16 protein-coding genes and 1 pseudogene are annotated in these 21,715 nt (G+C 29.6%); 6 read left to right on the plus strand and 11 right to left on the minus strand.

Translation table 11 applies throughout. The annotated features are described in order from the left end of the window. From ABF633_RS00500 to ABF633_RS00525, 6 genes and pseudogenes are all read left to right on the plus strand, one after another. A complete protein-coding gene (locus ABF633_RS00500; protein WP_415520955.1) occupies positions 1-4,845 on the plus strand; it encodes a DEAD/DEAH box helicase in 4,845 nt (1,614 codons plus the stop codon). 995 nt (positions 4,846-5,840) lie between these two features. Next, positions 5,841-6,608, plus strand: coding sequence for a DUF5986 family protein (locus ABF633_RS00505; RefSeq protein WP_415520957.1), 768 nt, complete (start codon positions 5,841-5,843; stop codon positions 6,606-6,608). Positions 6,609-6,635: 27 nt separating this feature from the next. After that, positions 6,636-7,838, plus strand: coding sequence for a helix-turn-helix domain-containing protein (locus tag ABF633_RS00510; RefSeq protein ID WP_415520959.1), 1,203 nt, complete (start codon positions 6,636-6,638; stop codon positions 7,836-7,838). A 660-nt stretch (positions 7,839-8,498) separates the two neighbouring features. Next, on the plus strand, positions 8,499-8,672 hold the full coding sequence (locus tag ABF633_RS00515; RefSeq protein WP_415520961.1) for a hypothetical protein: 174 nt from the start codon (positions 8,499-8,501) through the stop codon (positions 8,670-8,672). A 354-nt stretch (positions 8,673-9,026) separates the two neighbouring features. After that, positions 9,027-9,235, plus strand: a pseudogene (locus ABF633_RS00520) (YdbC family protein). 252 nt (positions 9,236-9,487) lie between these two features. Then, positions 9,488-10,549 carry a PDDEXK nuclease domain-containing protein gene (locus ABF633_RS00525; protein WP_415520963.1) on the plus strand — a complete coding sequence of 354 codons (1,062 nt, stop codon included), beginning with the start codon at positions 9,488-9,490 and terminating at the stop codon, positions 10,547-10,549. Positions 10,550-11,037: 488 nt separating this feature from the next. Here the strand turns inward: ABF633_RS00525 and istB are convergent, their stop codons facing one another. The 11 genes from istB to ABF633_RS00580 all read right to left on the minus strand — a co-directional run bounded on the left by istB (position 11,038) and on the right by ABF633_RS00580 (position 21,347). Continuing rightward, entirely contained in the window at positions 11,038-11,769 is a 732-nt protein-coding gene (istB, locus tag ABF633_RS00530) for an IS21-like element helper ATPase IstB (RefSeq protein WP_415520965.1), read from the minus strand. Further along, positions 11,769-13,265: an IS21 family transposase gene (istA, locus tag ABF633_RS00535; RefSeq protein ID WP_415520967.1), complete on the minus strand. Its 1,497-nt coding sequence runs from the start codon at positions 13,263-13,265 to the stop codon at positions 11,769-11,771. Before istA ends, istB begins: the two co-directional genes overlap by 1 nt. Before the next feature lie 102 nt (positions 13,266-13,367). Beyond that, positions 13,368-13,733, minus strand: coding sequence for a hypothetical protein (locus tag ABF633_RS00540; protein ID WP_415520969.1), 366 nt, complete (start codon positions 13,731-13,733; stop codon positions 13,368-13,370). Positions 13,734-13,868: 135 nt separating this feature from the next. Continuing rightward, entirely contained in the window at positions 13,869-14,066 is a 198-nt protein-coding gene (locus ABF633_RS00545) for a hypothetical protein (RefSeq protein WP_415520971.1), read from the minus strand. 74 nt (positions 14,067-14,140) lie between these two features. After that, positions 14,141-14,839, minus strand: coding sequence for an orotidine-5'-phosphate decarboxylase (gene pyrF, locus ABF633_RS00550; protein WP_415520973.1), 699 nt, complete (start codon positions 14,837-14,839; stop codon positions 14,141-14,143). Positions 14,840-14,900: 61 nt separating this feature from the next. Next, positions 14,901-15,686: a PhzF family phenazine biosynthesis protein gene (locus ABF633_RS00555; protein ID WP_415520975.1), complete on the minus strand. Its 786-nt coding sequence runs from the start codon at positions 15,684-15,686 to the stop codon at positions 14,901-14,903. A gap of 48 nt (positions 15,687-15,734) precedes the next feature. Continuing rightward, a complete protein-coding gene (locus ABF633_RS00560; RefSeq protein WP_415520977.1) occupies positions 15,735-16,322 on the minus strand; it encodes a nitroreductase family protein in 588 nt (195 codons plus the stop codon). A 319-nt stretch (positions 16,323-16,641) separates the two neighbouring features. After that, positions 16,642-17,247 carry a GNAT family N-acetyltransferase gene (locus ABF633_RS00565; protein ID WP_415520979.1) on the minus strand — a complete coding sequence of 202 codons (606 nt, stop codon included), beginning with the start codon at positions 17,245-17,247 and terminating at the stop codon, positions 16,642-16,644. Between the two features lie 295 nt (positions 17,248-17,542). Next, complete coding sequence (locus ABF633_RS00570) at positions 17,543-17,764, minus strand: DUF3784 domain-containing protein (protein WP_415520981.1); 222 nt, start codon at positions 17,762-17,764, stop codon at positions 17,543-17,545. Between the two features lie 130 nt (positions 17,765-17,894). Then, positions 17,895-19,628, minus strand: coding sequence for a methyl-accepting chemotaxis protein (locus ABF633_RS00575; RefSeq protein WP_415520983.1), 1,734 nt, complete (start codon positions 19,626-19,628; stop codon positions 17,895-17,897). Positions 19,629-20,222: 594 nt separating this feature from the next. Then, positions 20,223-21,347, minus strand: coding sequence for a radical SAM protein (locus tag ABF633_RS00580; protein WP_415520985.1), 1,125 nt, complete (start codon positions 21,345-21,347; stop codon positions 20,223-20,225). Between the last annotated feature and the right edge of the window lie 368 nt (positions 21,348-21,715).

Below are 21,715 nucleotides of genomic sequence, written 5' to 3' on the forward strand. Positions count from 1 at the left end.
ATGTCAATGAATCCAGTTAAGACGACAAAGTATATAAATAGCAAATATACGGAATATTTAAAGTCTATATTAACGGTAAAGGATAATGTTATTAGAGAAAAAGCAATTAGTAAAATAAAAAAGGAAAATAAATTTATTAAAGGTCCTTTCATTGAAATAACACCACCATTTCAAACGGGAAAATCTATTAAAGAATTAATAGATGAGGGGATTTTAAGTATTGAATTTAAAGAGATTAATAAATCTTTAGATAATGATAGAAGTTTGTATAAACATCAAGAGGTTGCTATAAGAAAAATTGTAAATGATAGTAAGAATTTAATTGTAGCTACAGGAACTGGTAGTGGAAAAACAGAGTGCTTTTTAATACCTATAGTTAATTATTTGATGAAGCAAAAAGAGAATGGAACATTAAATTCAGGAGTAAGAGCATTACTTTTATACCCAATGAATGCTTTAGCAAATGATCAAGTTAAAAGATTAAGAAGTTTGCTTAAGGATTATCCAGACATAACTTTTGGAAGGTACACTGGAGAGACCAGTGAGAGTACAGCAAAAGCTCTTCAAGATTATAGAGCACAAAATAATGGCGAAGATCCAATATCAAATGAATTAATTTCAAGGGAACAAATGAGAAAAAATCCACCACATTTTTTATTAACCAATTATGCAATGCTAGAGTATTTACTTTTAAGGCCGAAAGACAATGATTTTTTTGATGGAGAATACAGTGATGAGTGGAAATTCATAGTTTTAGATGAAGCACATAGCTATAAGGGGGCTAACGGAGCTGAAGTTTCTCTGTTATTAAAAAGATTTAAGGAGAGAATTAATGGAAGCGAAGAAGGTAAAATTCAATGTATTGCAACTAGTGCTACATTAGGAGGTGGGAAGGAAGACTATCCCAAGGTAGCTCAATTTGCATCAGACCTATTTAGTGAAAAGTTTTATCCAGAGGATATAGTAGAATCATCAAGAGTAAATATAGCGTCAAGAGTAAATCCTTCTGTGTATAGGAACCATAATTTTTATAATAATCTAAAGGATGATTATTATTTATTTATGGAAGGAAAGAAAACACTTGGTGAGTTAAAAAATGAATATAAAATAAACTATGATACTGATGATATTTATAGGGTGCTATATGAAATACTAAAAGATGATGAAAATTTATTAATATTACAGAAAGAACTAGGACAGGGGACAGAATCGATAGATAAAGTTGTTGATATAGTATTTAAAAAAGATACAGTAGATTATAAGAAGAAAGAGGATGCATTAATTAGCTTAGTGGATATATCTTCAAAAGCAAAAAAGGATGAAAATTCTAAAGCACTACTACCTGCTAGATATCATTTATTTGTGAGAGCTTTAGAAGGAATGTATGCTTCATTTTATCCAAATAAAGAAGTATATTTGGAAAGAAGAGAAAAAATTAAAGTTGCAAATAATTCAGAAGTTACAGTGTTTGAATTAGCTAACTGTCAAAAATGTGGACAAGAATATATAGTAGGAACTATAGATAAGTTAGGCTATCTAAAACATTATACAACCGACTTTGAAGATAGTAGTAAAACAATTGTTTATTTTATGATAGATAATAGTCAGGAAGATATTGATTCCATAGATGAAGATGAAGGAATAATATTCGATGCTGATAATTCTAAAGCAGAAGATTGGATTTTATGTTCTGTATGTGGAAAATTAGAGAAGGCGGGAAAAGATTCAGGATTTAGCTGCTGCAATGTAAATGATAATAAAAAATATATAAAGGTTAAGAGAATTTTAAAAAAATCACATTCGTTAAATTCCTGTATGGCATGTGGTGGAGTATCACCTAATATAGTAAAAAGGTTCTTAACATCATATGATCCAGCAACGAATGTCTTAGCTAGAAGTTTATATGAGATGGTGCCATCATCGACAATGCAAACCAAAATTGAATTTGTTGATGATAGTAGTGAAAATGTTGAAGATGACTGGTTTATAGATGAAGATTCATTTGACGAGGTGTCTAGTACTTTAGCAAGTAATAGGTGTAAAGAAGAGAAGAAATTATTAGTTTTTTCAGATAACAGGCAAGAAGCAGCGTTTTTCGGGGCATATATGGATAATAGATATAATCAGTTGCTTTGGAGAAAGATTTTATTAAGGTCGTTAGAAGAATTAAAGTTAATTTGTGATGATGATATTAGAGTTGATGGGTTAGCTACAAGAATGGTTAAGTTAGCTGTAGATGCTGGAGTATTCGATGAAACTTTCTCATTAGAAGACAAAAAAAGAATTGCTTACGGATGTATAATTAAAGAATTGATTGCTATAGAAAGAAATACAGGTCTTGAAGGATTAGGGCTTATAAAAATAGCTCCTGTTAAAATAGGTTTGAATAAATCTAAAGAATATAAGCCGTTAAATATAAATGCTGAAGAACTAGAAACATTGATAAATATAATTTTAGATTCATTTAGATTTTCTAGTTGTATATCTTATCCAAGTAGTATATCTCCATTAGATGAAATTTTTGCACCAAGGAATAGAAATGTATATTTTAGAACAGAAGGAGCTGAAAATGGAAAGAATGTTTCTATTTTAGGTGCATTACCAAGTGAGAATACTGAAAATAAAAGAAGTAATTTTATTAAAAAAGTTTTAATTAAAAATGGTGTATCTCAAGAAGAGGCTAGGAATCAATCAAAAGAAATATTAAAAAATATATTAAACTTATTTGAAAAACATCTAATAAGTAGATTATATGTAGAAATAGCTAATATAGATAAATTTGGGATTGTAAAAAGATTGAATTATAAAATGTGGAATATATCTCTTGCATCTTCTGAAGATAATCTATATATATGCAATAAGTGTGGTAAAGTAACTTCAAATAATATAAAAAATATATGCCCAGAATTTAGATGTGATGGTGAATTGATAGAATTAAACAATAGACAAACATCTAAATATGATTATTATAGAGATCTATATTCAGATAAAAGAATAATTCCTATGGTTGCTAAAGAGCATACAGCACAACTAACAAGTACAGCTGCAAGCGAACTACAAAAAAAATTTGAAAGTGGAAAAGTTAATGTGTTAAGCTGCTCAACAACTTTTGAAATGGGAGTTGATGTAGGACAGTTAGAAGCAATATTTATGAGAAATGTTCCACCAGAAACAGCCAATTACATTCAACGTGCGGGTAGAGCAGGAAGACGGGGTGCATCTACAGCATTTGTATTAACCTTTGCTAGGAGGAGGAGTCATGATTTGAATTATTATAATAATCCCACCAAAATTATACATGGCTCCATTCAAGCACCATATATTGAAATAAAAAATGAAAAGATAATAAAAAGACATATTAATTCAGTTATATTTGCATATTTCTTTAGATGTAATCCAGAGCTGTTTAGAAATACTGAGGATTTCTTTATATTAAGTGAAGATATGTATGCTACTAAAAAAGTTAAAGAATTATTAGAAAGTCACCCTAAAGATTTAATTAGTTCTCTTAAGAAAATTGTACCAAATTCTTTGCATAAAAAACTTGGACTAGATGATTGGAGTTTTATTGATGAGTTGTGTGGTGAGGATGGTAGTTTTACAAAAATTGAAATTGAATATAGAAATAATTTAAAAGAGTTAGACACAATAAAGCAAGAAAAATTTGAAAAAGGTCAGAATACAGATTACATAAACAGAATAATGAACACATATAAGAAAAAATCAAATATTAATTATTTATCAGATAGAAATATATTACCAAAGTACGGATTTCCAGTAGATGTTGTAAGCCTGGATATTTTAAATGATAGTGCTGATGCAAAAAATGTCGATTTATCAAGAGATTTAAAAGTTGCAATTACTGAGTTCGCACCAGGAAGCTCTTTGGTGGCTAATGGTAAGTTATGGACATCATATTCTATAAATATAGCTACTAATAAAGGGTGGCCAACTTATGAGTATGCCATATGCACTAAATGCAAAAAAATTTATACGGTACAAAGTGATTTAGGTAATACTGAAAGATATATTAATTCTATTTGTGAGTGTGGAAATGAACTACAAAGAAGATTTTTTATAAAACCACAATTTGGTTTTTCAACATGTCTAGAGGCACCAAAGACGCCAGGAGAAAATAGACCAAGTAAATTTTATGCAACAAATATAACCTTTGATGATTTTGAAAAGTTAGATAAATATCAGGAAAGAGAAGTTATAACAGATACTATAGACTTAAATGAATATAAGGTTTTATATAGATATTCACCTATGGGAAGATTTGTTTTAGTAAATAAGGGAATAGGAAATTTAGGATTTAGAGTATGTAAGTTATGTGGATATGCAACAGCAGAACCTCAAGATAAAAAAACTAAGTTTACGCATAAAAATAAATTTGGTTCAACCTGTGCAAGTACAAATTTTTATATGACTGATCTGGGTCATGAATTTACAACTGATGTTTTGCAAATAACCTTACCACCAATAGGAGAGTTAAGTGAAAATTTATGGATAACTTTACTATATTCAATAATAGAGGGAGCATGTGAGACTTTTGATATAGTAAGAAGTGATATAAATGGATGTTTATATTATAATAACAATAATTACATGTACCCTTCAATAATATTATTTGATGAAGTTGCTGGAGGAGCAGGTCACGTAAAGAAAATATCAACTAATATTAAGGAAGTATTGAAAAGTGCTTATGATAAAGTTAGTAATTGTGAATGTGGAGAAGAAACAAGTTGTTATGGATGTCTTAGAAATTATAACAATCAGCTTTTTCATGAGAAGATACAGAGAGGATTAGCAAAAGAGTATTTAGGCACTTTATTGAATAGATAGTATAAAGGAAGCTGAAATAACCGTCCTTTTTAATCCAAGGTTAATTACCTTGGATGTTTTTTATACTTTATTGTAATTTAATGTTGAAAATAATATAATATGTATAGTGGAACTATTCAAATGGGATTAATTAAAATAGAAGAGGTATTTAGACAAAAATATGGTGGATTGTTCTCTAAAGGGTCTAAATTAGAGGGATTTAATAATAAGTTTTTGAATGTAAAAAGATTTAAATAAGTTAATTATGAAATGCTAAAAAGGTTAATGGAATATATAATATATTTCCCTAATTAGCTAAAGAAGCTATTGTAAAAAAGTTAATAATACTACTTTTTTATTGTATTGAAATTATAAATAACTAATGATATAGTTAAAAAAGTGGTATTTTTATAGGTTCACTAATTAGTATGGTACCTTTTGGTAGCCTAGGACCTTTAGTGAAGGTATTACTCATACTTGTTATAGCTCTACTAGAAAAATTTTTTGATAAAAATTGTGAAAATTTTTCTATAAAAGGTGGTTATAATATGAAGAATAAAGTTAAGAATATAGGTAGTATAGAAAAAATAATTTTAAAAGCAATAAATAAAACTATAATGAGCATGCTATTAGTTAAACTATAAGAGTATCATTTGGACACTTCCGTATTGAGAAGTGTCCCTTTATTTTTTATAGCAAAGATCTGATTTTAAGTTTCAGCTTGATGGTAATTTTAAGAATTAAGTATTAATGAAATAAAATCAAGATTAAAATAATTGCAGGAGTTTATAGTGTTATTGAGATTAATGTAATACAAGTTTTAATGATAGAAATATATAATGGAGATTATAATTGTCATTAGAGAGTGCAGCTAACTGGTGAAATACGGTGACGAATTGTGAAGTGAATACTTTGCAATGTGATTTAATAATTAAAAAAACTAGGTATGATTACTTGACTAATTATGAGAATATGGTATGATTACTATATTGATTTTTAATTGAGGGGTGGTTAAAATGTTTCAAGAGCCTATTCCAGAAAAAGTTTTATCGGGTAAATATATTAAGTTAATAATTAAATCTATTAATGATTCTAGAGGTCAGTATGAGCAAGCTGCTAAGGAAAGAAATTTTCCAACTAGAAATGGTAGATTTCACGATAGATGGAATTTCATATTTAATAATATACAAAACTCATTTCTAGATGAACCATTTAAGTGCCATGTTATCTCAAGAGGGGCATTATGGGAATTTGTAGTAATATATAATACAGATACTAAAATTTTATATGTTTTGTTAAAAGAAGATAGATTTTTTGATATAAAAAAGGATAGTAATAGTAAATATCATTATGTCAGAGTTTTAAATTCTTCAAATTATTGTTTTCAAAAGGAAGAAAAGTCAGAACAAATGTCACTTTTCCCAGATTTAAAGAGTGAACCTGATGAATATGTATATGAAGACTTTCAAAGAATGATAAATAGTATAAAGGAAGAGGTAAAAGGATGTGTAAATATACTTTTTAAAGAAGATAAAAATGCTGTGACTACTATATCCGGTAATATAGCAACATATGATTTAGATATTATTAAGGCCTATAATTGGAATGAGTATATTTCTGCTAACATTGAAGAAATTAGTGATACTAATGGTAATGATTCTGATGTAAAACCACAAATTCAATTGAAAATAAGGAAAAACAAACGTAAAGATGATAACAAACAGAAAATTGTTGATGAGAAGAAAAAAGAAAATATGGATAAAAATATAGGTAAAAAAAATTAGTTGCATTCAGGAGGTTAGCATGCAAAAATGTTAAATGATAAAAAAGATGCAGTTAAAGACTTAAATAAAGATATAAATAACGGATTCAATGGAGTAAGACTTAAATCTGCTAGAAAATATAGAGGAGAAACTATAAAGGACTTAGCAGACAGTGTAGGTGTATCCAAACAAGCTATCTCTCAATTTGAGAATAAACAAGCTTTTCCGCAATTTGAAACATTAATGAAAATTATAGATAATCTTAAATTCCCACGTGAATATTTTTATGAAAAAGACAGAGTTGATGTAGAATTGGGGAATACTTACTTTAGGTCATTAAGTAAATTGACAAAAAAAGAGGAAAGTATTCAGAAGGAAAAAACCAAGTTAATAGGAAAGATTTTTAACTTTTTAGATGAATATATAGAATTCCCTGAATTGAACTTACCTGAGTTTAAAGAAGATCTAACAATAGAAGAGATGGCTATACAACTTAGAGAATATTGGGGTATAGGTGAAGAGCCTATTACAGATATGATTTACTTACTTGAAAAGAATGGTATAATAGTTACTTCAATGGATACTAATAGTGATAATATTGATGGATATAGTCAGCAGCAAAACATAAATAAGAAAAAGCATTTTATTGTTGTACTAGGAAATGATAAACATTCAGCTACAAGAAGGCAGTTTAGTGCAGCACATGAGCTAGGTCATATAATAATGCATGATGGATTTTTAGATATAGAAGATCTAACTAGGGAAGAAACTAGGAATATGGAAAGTGAGGCACATACATTTGCATCCGCTTTTCTTTTACCTAAGAATGCATTTATTAAGGATGTAAGTATATATCCAACAAATTTAGATTATTATAAACAACTAAAGAAAAAATGGAGGACTTCAATTTCTGCTATGATTGTAAGAGCAAATCACGTAGGTGTACTTACTAATAGCTCTTATCAAACGATTAATAAGAAGATTAGTAAACTTGGGTGGAGAAAACGTGAACCTTTGGATGATACTCTAATAATGAGTAAGCCTACAGTGTTAAGAAGATCTATAGATATTTTATTAGATAATGATATTTTGGATGAAGCTAGTATAATTAAAGAGTTGTCTAAAGTTGGATTAACTTTACCCAGTGAAGAAGTCGAAATATTATTGGGTTTAGATAAAGGAAAACTAAAGACTGAAAGAATAGATAATAAAGTAATAAAAATGCCATTAAGAGAAATAGAGAGCATATAAAATGGCTCTCTATTTCTTTAGGAGATATATAATTTTATTAAAATAGTACAGTAAAAATGAATTATTAATATACATTTTAAAGAATAAGAGACCAATAATGTCCAGAAATAATAGAAAAAATTATATTCTTTAACTTGAAAAATTCTTAAACTATTGAAAAAATAGTAAATATAGAATTGGTTGGGATAGCCAGCTGCAGGATACAATTTATTAATTTGATCATGTTATTGAAGTTGTGGAATGTATTGATGCTAAAAAGCATACTGTTGATTTAATAGATGCTATAATGCAGGTAAAAGGATTATTATCACTATACTTCAAGAATTTATTATAATCTATAATGAAGGATAGATTATAGGAAATAACTTTGCAATTATTGTAGATGAAGCACATTCAAGTCAGACTGGTGAATCTGCTAAAAAATTAAAGAAAGCACTAGGTAATACAGAGGAAGTTTTAGAAGAATATATACAGATGGAAAGTTAAGCAGAAGAGAACACTTCTGATTTTGAAGATGAGTTAGTAGAAGAATTTTTATCTCATGGTAAGTCCAGCAATCTATCATTTTTTGCTTTTACTGCAACTCCAAAGGAAGAGGTACTACAAATGTTTGGATAAAAGCAAAGTGATGGGACTTTTAGAACTTTTCACATTTCTTCTATGAGACAGGCTATAGAAGAACATTTTACTCTAGAGGTATTAAAGAATTACACTACATATAAAATGTGTTATAAGATTGCAAAGAAAGTAGTAGATGATCCAGATATTGATAGTAGTAAGGCAACCAATGAAATTGCTAAATATGAATCATTGCATCCTCATAATTTAGCTTAAAAGATTGCAATTATAATAGAATATTTCAGAAGATAATTACATTGCCAATATATAAAAGGCGGTGTTGGAGAAAAAAAGAAAAAAGATCTATTGTCAGTAATTACTGAAAAAATTAATGAGTGTTTTGGTACAGTATTTATGTATTTACAGAGCAGGATAAAGTTCTAGATCAAATGAGAGTAGATTTTGCTAAAGATGATAGATAGTGAATGCTGCAAAAGCTAATGACAAATTTCTATTTAAATATTTATATGAACAGAAGTTTAAAGATGTTGCTGCTAATCGCTATGAGGAAAATGACAATTTTTTTATGAACTAAGACTATAAGAATCTTATTAAGAAGTAGCATTATTAATGGCAGATATTAAATATGAAATCAAGGAAACTATATGTGACCTTTCAGAGTCACCAAAGAGTTGGAAGAAAGAATAAAATCTAATAAATTGGAATGGAAAAGAAGCTAAATATGATATTAGAGATTGCTCCGGAATATGAAAAGATGGGGATTAACAGTAGAGGAATTAAAGAAGCTTAGGGATATGCTTAATGAGATGAATTTGTAAATAATAAAGCACTAGGTAGCAAGCTCACTATGTTCGCAAAAACCCCCGGGGGTCATTAACAAATTGTAGCAAGGATCTGACTTCCAGTCATCTCCTAGGGGGACTGATACCATAAAGTAGAATATTATTAAGAAAAGATGATGAATATGCAGGCTAAGATGGTATAATAAATATAAAAACTTAAAATGATAATTATAAAAAGTAAATTTTATAATTAACCTTTTGAGCATAAAAATTAAGGAAGGTGTTTATGTGTCTAATGAAATTATAAATAATGCTGAGGAATTAGCCTCGCTTTATCATAATATTTCTACCTTAATTGAAACAACTAAAGAAAAAGTATATCACTCTGTAAATTCAGAACTTGTATTACTATATTGGAATATAGGTAGAACGGTGAAAGAGAACATTATTAAAGCAGAAAGAGCAGATTATGGAAAACAGATAATAAATAACTTAAGCATAGAATTAAGTAATAATTATGGAAAGGGATATAGCAGAAGTAATCTTTTTAGAATGATTCAGTTTTATGAAGCTTTTACAGAAAAAGAGATTGTCGCTACACTGTCGCAACAATTAACATGGTCACATATTAAAGAACTTATTTCGATTGAAGATGAGTTAAAAAGAGAATTCTATGCAACTATGTGTTCTAAAGAAAGATGGAGTGTAAGAACCTTAAGAGAACGTATGAGTTCTAGGATGTATGAACGAACAGCTATTTCAAAGAAGCCTGAACTTACTATTATCAATGATTTGAAGCTGCTTAGAGAAGAAAATAAAATGACTCCAGATTTATTCTTTAAAGATCCCTATGTACTTGACTTCTTAGGTCTTCAAGATACATATAGCGAGAAGGATTTAGAGAATGCCATATTGGCGGAACTTGAAAAGTTTATCTTAGAGATGGGAATTGATTTTGCATTTTTAGGCAGACAGAAGAGAATTACAGTAGATAACAGGGATTATTATATAGATCTTCTATTCTATCATAGAAGGATGAAACGACTTGTAGTAATAGAGCTTAAGCTTGAAGAATTTAAACCAGAGCATAAAGGTCAAGTTGAACTTTATTTAAGATGGTTAAATAAATATGAGAAGATGGAAGGGGAAGAAAGTCCTCTTGCTTTAATATTATGTGCTGAGAAATCCAGTGAAACTATTGAACTATTAGAATTAGATAATAGTGGTATTCACGTAGCACAATACTTAACTCAAATGCCTCCAAAAGAATTATTTGAAGAAAAACTTCACAAAGCAATACAAAGGGCAAAATTGCATCTTGAGCAAAGAGGCCAAAATAGTAATGGTTAATTAGTAGCAACCTTCAGTCCCTCGGAGGCTGAACCTTAATCTTACCGTGCACCAAGCAGATGACATAATCTATGAAGAATAATAACGTAAAATTTAAGATAGTATGGCATTGATAACAATGCATTACTACGTATTTAAGGAAGTTTTAATTTTAGCTTCCTTTTGTTTTATTTAAAATTATTGTTTATAATATTTTTACAAAATCTGATTTTCCAAATTTAAAGGGTTTTTCGGAAAGAAATCTTAAATATATGAGAAAATTTTCAGAAGAATATACTGATGTTGAATTTGACATTAATGGAGAAAATAAAAGATAGAAAGGAATATGCAAAATATAAAACACAATTAACTTTAGAAAAAGTTGATAAAGCCATTAGGGAAATTTCTTTAAAAGGAGAAAAAATTAATATAAGTGAGGATAAGAAATGTTTTTGGCAAGTAAAATTTCAAGCGTTCCGGAACTTAATTTTTCAAGCACCCCATCCCCATTACTGGGAATTCATGGTTGAGTGTGTTAGTCTATAGCTTGGTCCGTTAAAAACAAGCATATGACTGTGATGTACAAGTCTGTCAATTATTGCACTGGTAAGTTTCTCATCGTAAAAAATGCCATTCCATTTACTGAATTCAAGGTTTGTTGTTATTATTATACTTCTTTTTTCATAACACTCTGAAATAACCTGAAAAAGCAGCTGTGAACCATCATTTTCAAAGGGAACATAGCCCCATTCATCACATATTAAAAGATCAGCTTTTTCTATCTGTTTCATAAATTTTTTTAGTTCACCCTTAGCTTTAGCCTCGTTTAATTGATTAACCAGTGATGCTGTTCGGAAAAACTTAACTTTTTTTCCCATTGAACAAGCGGCTACGCCTATCGCAGTAGCCAGATGAGATTTTCCGGTACCTACAGGACCATAGCAAATTAAATTTTCAAGTTTATCTATAAACTTTCCAGACTTTAAATCTTCTATGGCTACAGCAGATGGAATCTGAATATCCTTAAAATCATAATCTTTAAATGTTTTTATTACATCAAAACCTGCGGTTCTAAGATTCCTGTTTTTGCGGGTAATTTCTCTATGATCTATTTCCATCTTTAACAACTGTGCAAGAAAATCTCCAAAATCAGAAGCTTCAATGTTACTGTAGTTTTCATAAATATTTTTTCCAAATCTAAGTTCCTTGCAATAGTGTTTTACAAGTTCATCTGAGTTCATTAGCGTAATCCTCCGGAATTTATAAATTTATCATAAACATTTATATCAGGTATATATTTTTTAAGCTTCGGAACATTTAAAGAAAGATTTATTTCTTTAGCCGGTAAGGCTTTGGAATTTAATCTGCAGTATGTTGTCCATATGCTGTCAGGATCTTTTGCAGGATATTTTATACCTTCTTCAAAGGCTACAATAGCTTCATTCAAATTCGTATCTTCTGTCATTTTTGAAAATAACTGCAAAGCTTGTTTTTTAGATTCGTATTCTAATCTGTCAAGATATTCTTTAAGTACCGGAGGAAGTATATTAAAGAATTCCGTATATTTTAATGCATTAGGTCTTTTTGCCATAAGATTAAGGTATGGAATCCAATTCATAGACTCCTGTTCACATCCATAAAGTCTCTTATGTGTTACTATGTTATTGCATTCATCATCCAGTATTTGTACCTCATAGGCTCCGCCTTTAATTGTAACCTGTCTTTTTGCAAGATTGGGAGATGTTGAATATGTTTTGCCTTGGAATTTTACTTTACCGTAATTATCAGCTTTTGCAAACTCATGCAGATATACTTCAAAAGGTACTTTAGGGAGTTTAAAGAATTCTTTTTTGTCTTCTTCAAATAAATTTTTTATTATCCCATAACCTTTGTAGTGCATCCTGTTCATGTCTTCATCACATCTTTTTAGAAGTTCTTTGTTATATTCTCTTAAGTCATTAAATTCCGGAACTGGAACAAAAAGATTCCTGCGGTGATAACCCACTTTGTTTTCCACTGAACCTTTTTCATTACCACTGTTTGGATTACAGAAATTACTTTTAAAACCATAGTGCAGCATAAACCTTAAGAATCCATCAGTTAAATCGCGCTTACCATAGTCCTTAATTTTTTTTACGGCTGTTGACATATTATCAAACCAAATAGTGATAGGGACACCACCTACATGTTCAAAGATTGATTTCATTCCTTCAAGCAGGCATTCCTGGTTTGAACTTTTAAACAACTGTGTATAGCCTGCATTACTATGTGGGTATGATAGGTTAAAATAAAAGCCATCGTAAGTCGTTCCATTTTCTATAAATCTTGCTTCTCCGAAGTCTGCCTGTGCTTCTCCCGGAGGGTGTCTAAGTGGTAGAAATCCTTCTGAAACTATTCCTAATTCTTTTCGAAGTTTTGCTACAAATTTTCTTACAGATCTTTCACTGACATCAAATTCGTCAGGATATATTTCATTTAGTCTGTCATATACTCTTTTAGCTGTATGTCTCTGTTTATATGGTGATTTAAGATCATCTTTAAGCCATCCGGCAACTATCTCTTTATAGGGAGACAATTTACTTTTTCTATAATTTCTTTTAGCAATTTTGATATTAAAATTGTCTTTTTCAGTATATTTTTTGACAGTAGCAAAATCATGTCCAGTTATTTCTGCAATTTTTCTTAAGCTTTTCCCTTCAAATTTTCTCATATTTTTGATAAGATATATCTGTTCCATTGTAAGCATCTCCTTGCATTCTCCTTTTCAGTTTCGTCACTAAAAAGGATATTATTGTTTTGGGGTGCTTGCAATGGTTTTTTCCATTTTATGCGTGGATTTTTAAGTTCCTCTGTCCTTGATTTCTATTTTACCGAAAACAGGAACCATTCTAAAAACTATAAATTCTGCCCACTCGTTTGAAGTATTTTCAATAGTATGTATAGATTTTTTAACTTTTACTAATGAATCCTTAACTAATGTTTCATGCATAATGTCATCATTTTCTTTCCATCTAATGTCCACTTGTCCTTTAGTTATTACTAATATTTCTTCTATTATTTTATGTAAATGCCACTCTTGCTTAGAATTGGGAGGTATCTTATTTAAATGAACTTCAAATTCATCAAAAATAAAGTAATCAACATTAGTTTTATTTTCTTTAATTACAGAAATGGCATTTAATTTTGTTAGGATATCTACTTCCACTAAACACAACCCCTTTTTATATGAATAGTTCATCCTTTTTTTCACTTTCCTTATATATCCATTAGCAGCTATTTATCTAGCTTTATACACATTAATGCCTAACTATTACTGCATAATAGAACATTATGAAACACCTTAATTATAGCTAATTTTTTCACCTATTTGTTTATCGATTCTCCACTGTGGTGCTTTTCCGTCATCTCCCCAATATTCATTTAACAGTTTAATTTTACCATTGTTAAATTCAAAAAATGATGTCGCATGAAAAGACGCATCTTTATTTTTAAGTTGTACTTTTACAACAGAAATAACTAAATTTTCAATACATTCCAAATGCTCAATAATTTACTATTACAACCATTAAGAAGAATCTGAACTAACTTGAGTATCTGTAACATTCTTAATGGTTATCCAATAAATTCTTTTATACATCTTCTGTATGCTTCAACAGGATTATCTGAAGTAGTAATAGGTCTCCCAACAACAATATAATCCGAGCCTAATTCTTTTGCTTTCGCAGGTGTTGTTACTCTAACTTGATCTCCTATTTCACTATCTGAAAAACGAACACCAGGAGTTATAGTTAAGAATTCTTCTCCATATATATTATGCACTTTACCTGCTTCAATTGGAGAACACACAACTCCATCCAGTCTTGACATTTTTGCATTTTTTGCATATTGCATTACCACTTCATCAATTCGTTTATCAATTAAAATCTCTTCTCTCATACTCTCTTCACTTGTGGAAGTTAACTGTGTGACAGCAATAAGAAGCGGCCTACTTCCATCTTTACGAGTTAATCCTTTTATTGCTGCTTCCATCATTGAAATAGTTCCTGCAGCATGAACATTACACATATCAATATCAAGATTAGAAAGTACATTCATTGACTTCATTACCGTATTAGGAATGTCGTGCAACTTAAGATCTAAAAATATCTTATGTCCCATTTTTTTAATTTGTCTTACAATTTCAGGACCTTCTGCATAAAATAATTCCATTCCAATCTTTACAAATAGTTTATCTTCATTAAATTTAGAAAGAAAGTCTATCATTTCTTGCTTACTGCTAAAATCACATGCAATTATTACACCTTTTCCCATATCTTTATCCTCCAATAAATATGACAAATATAAATAATATTTATTACGCTTTAAAATACAATTAAGAATTACTTACTATAATCTCACCCATCATATATAACTTAGCTTTTCCACTTATCTTAACCCTATCTCCGGCTACTCCACAATACAACGTGCCTCCTCGTTTTGATAATTGTTTAGCTACCATTATGTTTTTATTAAGTCTTTCTGACCAATATGGTATTAGATTGCTGTGAGCTGAACCTGTTACAGGGTCTTCATTTACACCAAGTTTTGGATAAAAGCATCTAGATACAAAGTCTACATCAATTCCTCTAGCTGTAACAATAACTCCTAAGCCTCTATCTAATTTCACCATTTTAGAAAAGTTTGGAGTTAAGCTTTTTACTTGTTCTTCTGTTTGTAATACAACAAATAAATCCCTGGATAAATATAATTCAACTGGTTTTAAACCAATAATTTCTGAAACTTCTTCAATTAACTCAATCTTTTCTGGTTTTCTTAAAGGAAGATTCATTTCATATAAATCACCTTTACGTTTAACCTCAAGTATTCCACTAGCAGTATCAAATAGCATTTTTTGTACTCCAACATCAACGTAATTAGAAATAACATAAGCAGTTCCCAAGGTAGCATGTCCACATAAATCTATTTCTGCTTTTGGAGTGAACCATCTCAATTCATATTTATCTTTATTTTCAACCACAAAAGCTGTTTCCGATAAATTGTTTTCCGAAGCAATTTTTTGCATCATACCATCGTCTATCCACTTATTTAATACACATACACCTGCAGGATTCCCCTTAAATATCTCATCAGTAAAGGCATCTACAACGTAATATTTCATAATAATTCTCCTCTATATTTTTAGGTTAGTATTAATTCATTTATATTATTACTTAATATAAGTAACGGTATTTCCTGTTCTCTTAAGAGGTACCATATCTGACATTTGAGAATATCCTAGTGCAAGTCCCCCACAAATCGTTTCATTCTCAGTTAGACCCAATTTCATCATGTATGCATGAATAGACTTATTATCATCTAACCAGCGAAGTTGATTTATCCAACAAGAGCCTATATCCAAAGACGTTGCTGCCAGCATCATGTTTTCCAAAGCAACTGAACAATCTGCCATAGCGTTACTATATTCTTTTTGATTTGCAACCACAATAAATGTAGGAGCATTGTATGTAAAATCGTAACCACCTTTTTTCGATGCTAAAATTGAATTCTTTAAACTCTTATAGGTATCTTCTTTAATCTCCATTTTTGCAAATTCTTTTTCTACCATCAATTTTAGTTCTTGCAGCGTTTCTCGATTCTGTATTACAATAAAATGATTTGTTTGGTTATTTCCACCACTTGGAGCAAAACGCCCAGCTTCAATGATTAGAGAAAGTTTTTCTTCTGAAATCTGCCCTTTTTTATATTTACGAATACTTCGTCGTTTACTAATGACCTCTAATACTTGATTTTCCATAAGATCAGCCTCCAATATTCAAAATCACATTAACTAACTTTATAGCTACTTCGTCTTTACTTACAATTGCTCATTAAATTAATTTATAATTTGGTTTACTTTTTTAAATTATATCATAAATAATCATCGAACTGTAATAATTACTATTTTGTTCCAAAATATATCATAATTTCATGACTATTAAATAATAAACGGCGCATTCCAGTTAATCTCAATATCCAGCTTTGGCATATTATATTTACTTACTTCTTCCGTTTCAGTTACCACTATCTTTTCTATAAGCATGTAAATTAGCTATTTAATAATTTATTGATATCTACTACAATTGAGTATCAGTAATATGCTTTTCCTTATATAGAAACTGTTTTTCGAAAACATTTAATTCTTCCTTATCTATTTCAAAAACAGAATTTTCGTAATACTTACCTGAGATTCCTTCCAGTGAACCTTCATATAATTCTAGTACCATGAACTCTTCGAAATTAGCTCCCCAAGATGTTTGAATATTATACTTCCTAGCATTTTCAAAACCAAAGCGATGATAATAGTTTGAATTACCAAAAATAACAATTGCATTATAACCTAATGTTTTTGCAACTTTAATAGAATGTTTCATAAGTAAAGTTCCAATTCCCTTACCTTGATAAGGAGGCAGTACCCCAAGAGGGCCCATACATAGAATTTCAAACTCCTCGTTATTTTCATTAATTACCTTTGCATTTGAGTAAATTATATTGCCAACAATTATTTCTTCATTACATGCAACAAAATCCAATTCTTTGATAAATGCATTTGTCTTTCTGATTTTATGGATAATTAAATGTTCATCACAACCAGGTTTATATACATCCCAAAATGCCTCTCTGATCATATTTTCTACATTTCTAAAATCATTTTCATTTTCTAATCTAATTGATATATTCATTTTTTATATCCTCCATTGCTATCTATACTATCAAATAGAGGATTTTTAACTTTATAATTTAAAGCTTTCTTCCCCTATCTGTGAAAATTTATAAAAATAGTATAAAACGCTCACACAAATCACTCCCTCTTATTATTTATAGAAATATTATACACTTTAGTTTGATAATAGTAAATTTAGCAAGGTTACAAAATTCAATAAATAAAAAAGACAGTACAAATCCATCCTTTATATTTATTTAGTTCATATTGTCTCACTGTTGCATATTATAAGAATATGATTACGAATTAACTTTTCATTCTTTCTTTATAAATCTATTACCTGTATTAATATAAATTAAATTTCCAAATACAAGAATTAAAATCAATACAATAAATATGGCAGATAAATGAGGAATTTTTAAATATTTATCACAAATAAAATTTAAAATAAAAAGAATTGCAAAAGAGATTAATAGATTACCAATGCACTTACATAGTTTTAATTTATCAAAATCTAAGTACAGTCCCATTCTCATGAGTAGTCTAAATTTGGTGAATGTGTCGGAACTTTAACCCGTCGTCTTCGAAACATGTCCTTCAAGTAGCCTGGGACAATTTCAGCACACCATACCCTATATTTAATACCCTATCATTATCTAATAATACTTAAACTGTAAATCCACAAGTAATTTTATTCAATGTTTTTGCCATTTCAGATAATTTTTCTGTAGTTCTTTCTATTTCAGTCATAGTGCTTAGTTGATCTTCTATACTTACACTAATATTCTCAGTATCTTGTGCCATTTCATTTGTAGCATTAGCAATAGCAGCAATAGCTTTTTCTATTTCCTTAGTTCCTCTTGCCTGCTCCTCATTTGCATTATCAATTTGATTCATATCATTTGAAATACCCTCTATATTTTTAATTATATTTTTTATACTTTCTTCAATCTCTGAAGCTTTTTTTACTCCTGCAGATACTTTTTCTTCCACCTCATTCGCTGAATTAACTGCAGAATTTGATTTTAATTGATTTTCCTTAATTAAATCAGATATTTCTTGGGCAGCATTATTACTTTCATCAGCCAATTTTCTTATTTCATCTGCGACTACGTTAAAGCCCTTGCCAGCTTCACCTGCACGTGCTGCTTCTATGGCTGCATTTAAAGCTAATAGATTAGTTTGTTGTGATATAGATGTTATTATTTTAATAATATCTTCTATTCTTTTTGAAGATTCATCTAGTTGGTTTATAGTAATTAATACTTCCTTTGAAGAATCTGCTATATCTGTAATTGAAGAAACAATTTCAACTATTTTCTTAGCACTATCTTCTGCTGCTTCTTCAGCTTTTTTACTATTATAAGCAGTGTTTTTCGCTGAATTTGAAGTTGCCTCTGAAAAATTTGCAGCTTCACTAAGACTTGCAGTTGTTTCTTCTACTGCAGCTGCTCCATCAGAAGTTCCTCTGGCTATTTCTATAACAGTATCGGATATTTTCCTTAAGGCTTGTGTACTAACTGACGTAGACCTATTTAATCTTTTGCTTGAAGATGAAATAGTTTCAGTCGAAACAATTACTTCTCTAATAATAGATTGAAGTTTATCCATAAACCTATCAAAATTTATACTTAATTGACCTATCTCGTCATTGCTTTTATAACCTATTCTTTGAGTCAAATCCCCATCGTTTTCTGAAACTTCTTTTAATTTTTTCGTAACCTTTTTTACTGGTTCAACAATAGATCTTATTATTACTAAGGATAAAATCATTGCTATTATCAGACATACTATCATTATAACTATGTATTCAATTATAATTATTTTAAAATCTTTTTCACTATTAATGTAACTTTGCCTTGCAGCTGCAGCATGTGTATTAATAATCTTATCAAAAGATTCTGTTAAATCAGTTTTAGTTTTATCAAGATTTGATATGTCAGTTGGTGGACCAGCTATTTTACCGTTCCCGTCAGCTTGTACAGATGCACTTTCATTACCTCGTTCACTTTGATTTTTTATAAATGTATTCTTGGCTTCTATAAATTTATTATAATTACTAATTAAAGTCTTAAAATCTGTATCATCCTTATATTTTGATAATTTAGATTTTACAGAACTTTCTCGTGCAGAAATATTATCCTGTATTTTTTTACTTGAGGTAGAATCAGCTGCATCCATTATTGAATTACATTGCTGCCTAATATACTCAATGTCTGATTTTATATTTTCTAATTCTATAATTGGTACCATTCTAGAATTGTTTAATTCCATAATCTTTGAATTAAGCTTTGATATTTGTCCTATGGAGACAAAGCCTATGGCTATTAGAAAAATAAAGGAAGTGATTGAAAGCAAACTGATTTTATAAGATAATTTCATATTTGTAAAAAAATTCATTTTTTATTCCTCCTACATTGCATCTTATAAAAATTATAATTAACAATTGTGGAATAGATATCAAATTATTATGTGATTATTATGTGATTATATACTAATTTGAAGTAGCTAATTGCACTACAAAAACATCATAGTAAAAATTTCATTTATGGTTAACAACATAAATTCAAATAAAATCTTTCTTTTAACCGTAACACAAACATTAAACTCATTATTTAAATTTTTTTAAACTTTATATAGCCCTACCAAGCACTCCACATGCCATGTGTAGGAAAGTATCATAATGTTCCCATTCTCAACCTTATCCTACTTTCTTGTCTGTGGGAATATATTTCTAAATTTCTCAAACCTAGTATTTTACAGCTTCTATTTACGATATAGCAGAACCACTGCCTCAACACGCCTTGAGAAGATAAAAATAATGCCGCTTGAACCTAGTAAGGCCTTGGCGGCAAATTATTATTTCTTGAAAATAAATTAAAAGCTCTGAATTTTATCTGCATTAGAGCTTCTATTTTGATAACAACATTTAGTGTCTAACCTCTCATAGGAGTGTTTCTAGCTTTTTAAGGAAAAACAAAATGACAAGACTCTCTAAAAAATCATCTCTCCTGCTTTATAGCCGTCAGGCAATTCTTCTTCACTTAAAAATTTAAAATTGTCATCACGCAGTATTGGTAAAAATACTTCGTATGGTATCCTGGAAAACTCACAGCCATAATTACTGGATCCGAACCACCTACCCTCTTTGCTACTCAAATTCAAATCTCTGGCAAATTTTGTATGGTTTGAGCAATCATGAACTGCTAAATCCCAGTTTTCTTCATCGGCTATCTTCATGAATTTCAGAGTTAATTCCCTGCTCCAAATCGGAGATATATAGCCATGTCTAGAAATATACATATTTTCCTCATAATAATTGTCTATGTTATTCTCATTTAAATGTAATTCTGCACAATTGATAAAATCGAGTTTTGTCTCCAAGATTGCTTGCTTTTTCTTAAAAAATGCTTCGAAAAACTCAGGAGTCATTGGAGTTTCAATACCTACATTTTTAATATATTTTTTCGCTATTCCAATATTTTCAATAACTTTGTCTGAACAATTAGATGCACCCAGGTTGAAACGTATCTCGTCAAGACCGGCTTCACCTAATGCTTTTAATGTCTCTTCTGTAGCTAAAGTACCATTTGTGTATAAATGTTGATAAATTTGAGCATTACTAAATTTCTTTATAATCGAATAGTATTTTTCAATTTCCATGAATGGCTCTAAATAAACATAGGAAATGCCAGTGGGCTTCTGTTGTATGGAAAGAAGTAAATCAATATCTTTCTCATAAAATTTTGTGTCTCCGATCTCCCACATACCTTCACCAATTGGAGGAATATTATCTAATTCCCCATAATTATAACAGAACTTGCACTCTACGTTACATTGGTTTGTTTTCCTAATTGCACTCAACCCAGTTCCCATCAGACAAGAACGACATCCCTTAGAAAATTTGCTTTCATTTCCCACAAAAAAAGTTCTATTCTCCAAAGTTTTCAAACCTCTAATTTCCGACATTAACGTATCATTTCTATTATCGATTGCTGCTTCAATCTGTGCAAAGGTAGAGTAAATGATTTCTTGTTGTTTTGTCATAATTTCCTCATCCTCTGGCAATATTGAAAAAAATTCAAACCATATCAACGCATCTTTTTTTGAAATTTTCATAATGTATCCTCCTCTAATTAATCTTACTTAAGAATTAATTCAAGTCTTCTTAATGTGCTTTTTAATGTAAATACCGGCTACACATGCCTTGTGTAAGAAAGTAACATAATATTTTCCCACTCAACACTACCATATGTTTATTGTCTGCTTTAACATATCCTAACCACTATCAAACTCATTGTTTTTAATGCTTCTCGTTAAAATATAGCTGTATCACACATTCCACGTGAGCAGTTTATTCAAACATATACTCTAAAGTTAAAATTTGTTACCTTTCTTACATATAAAAATTTACCATTATTGGCCATTATGTATAACCTCCACTCCTTGAAGTATAAAATCAATAAACTTCTATTTAATTACTGCTA

The sequence above is a fragment of the Clostridium sp. genome, assembly GCF_047718555.1.
Lineage (GTDB): Bacteria > Bacillota > Clostridia > Clostridiales > Clostridiaceae > Clostridium_I.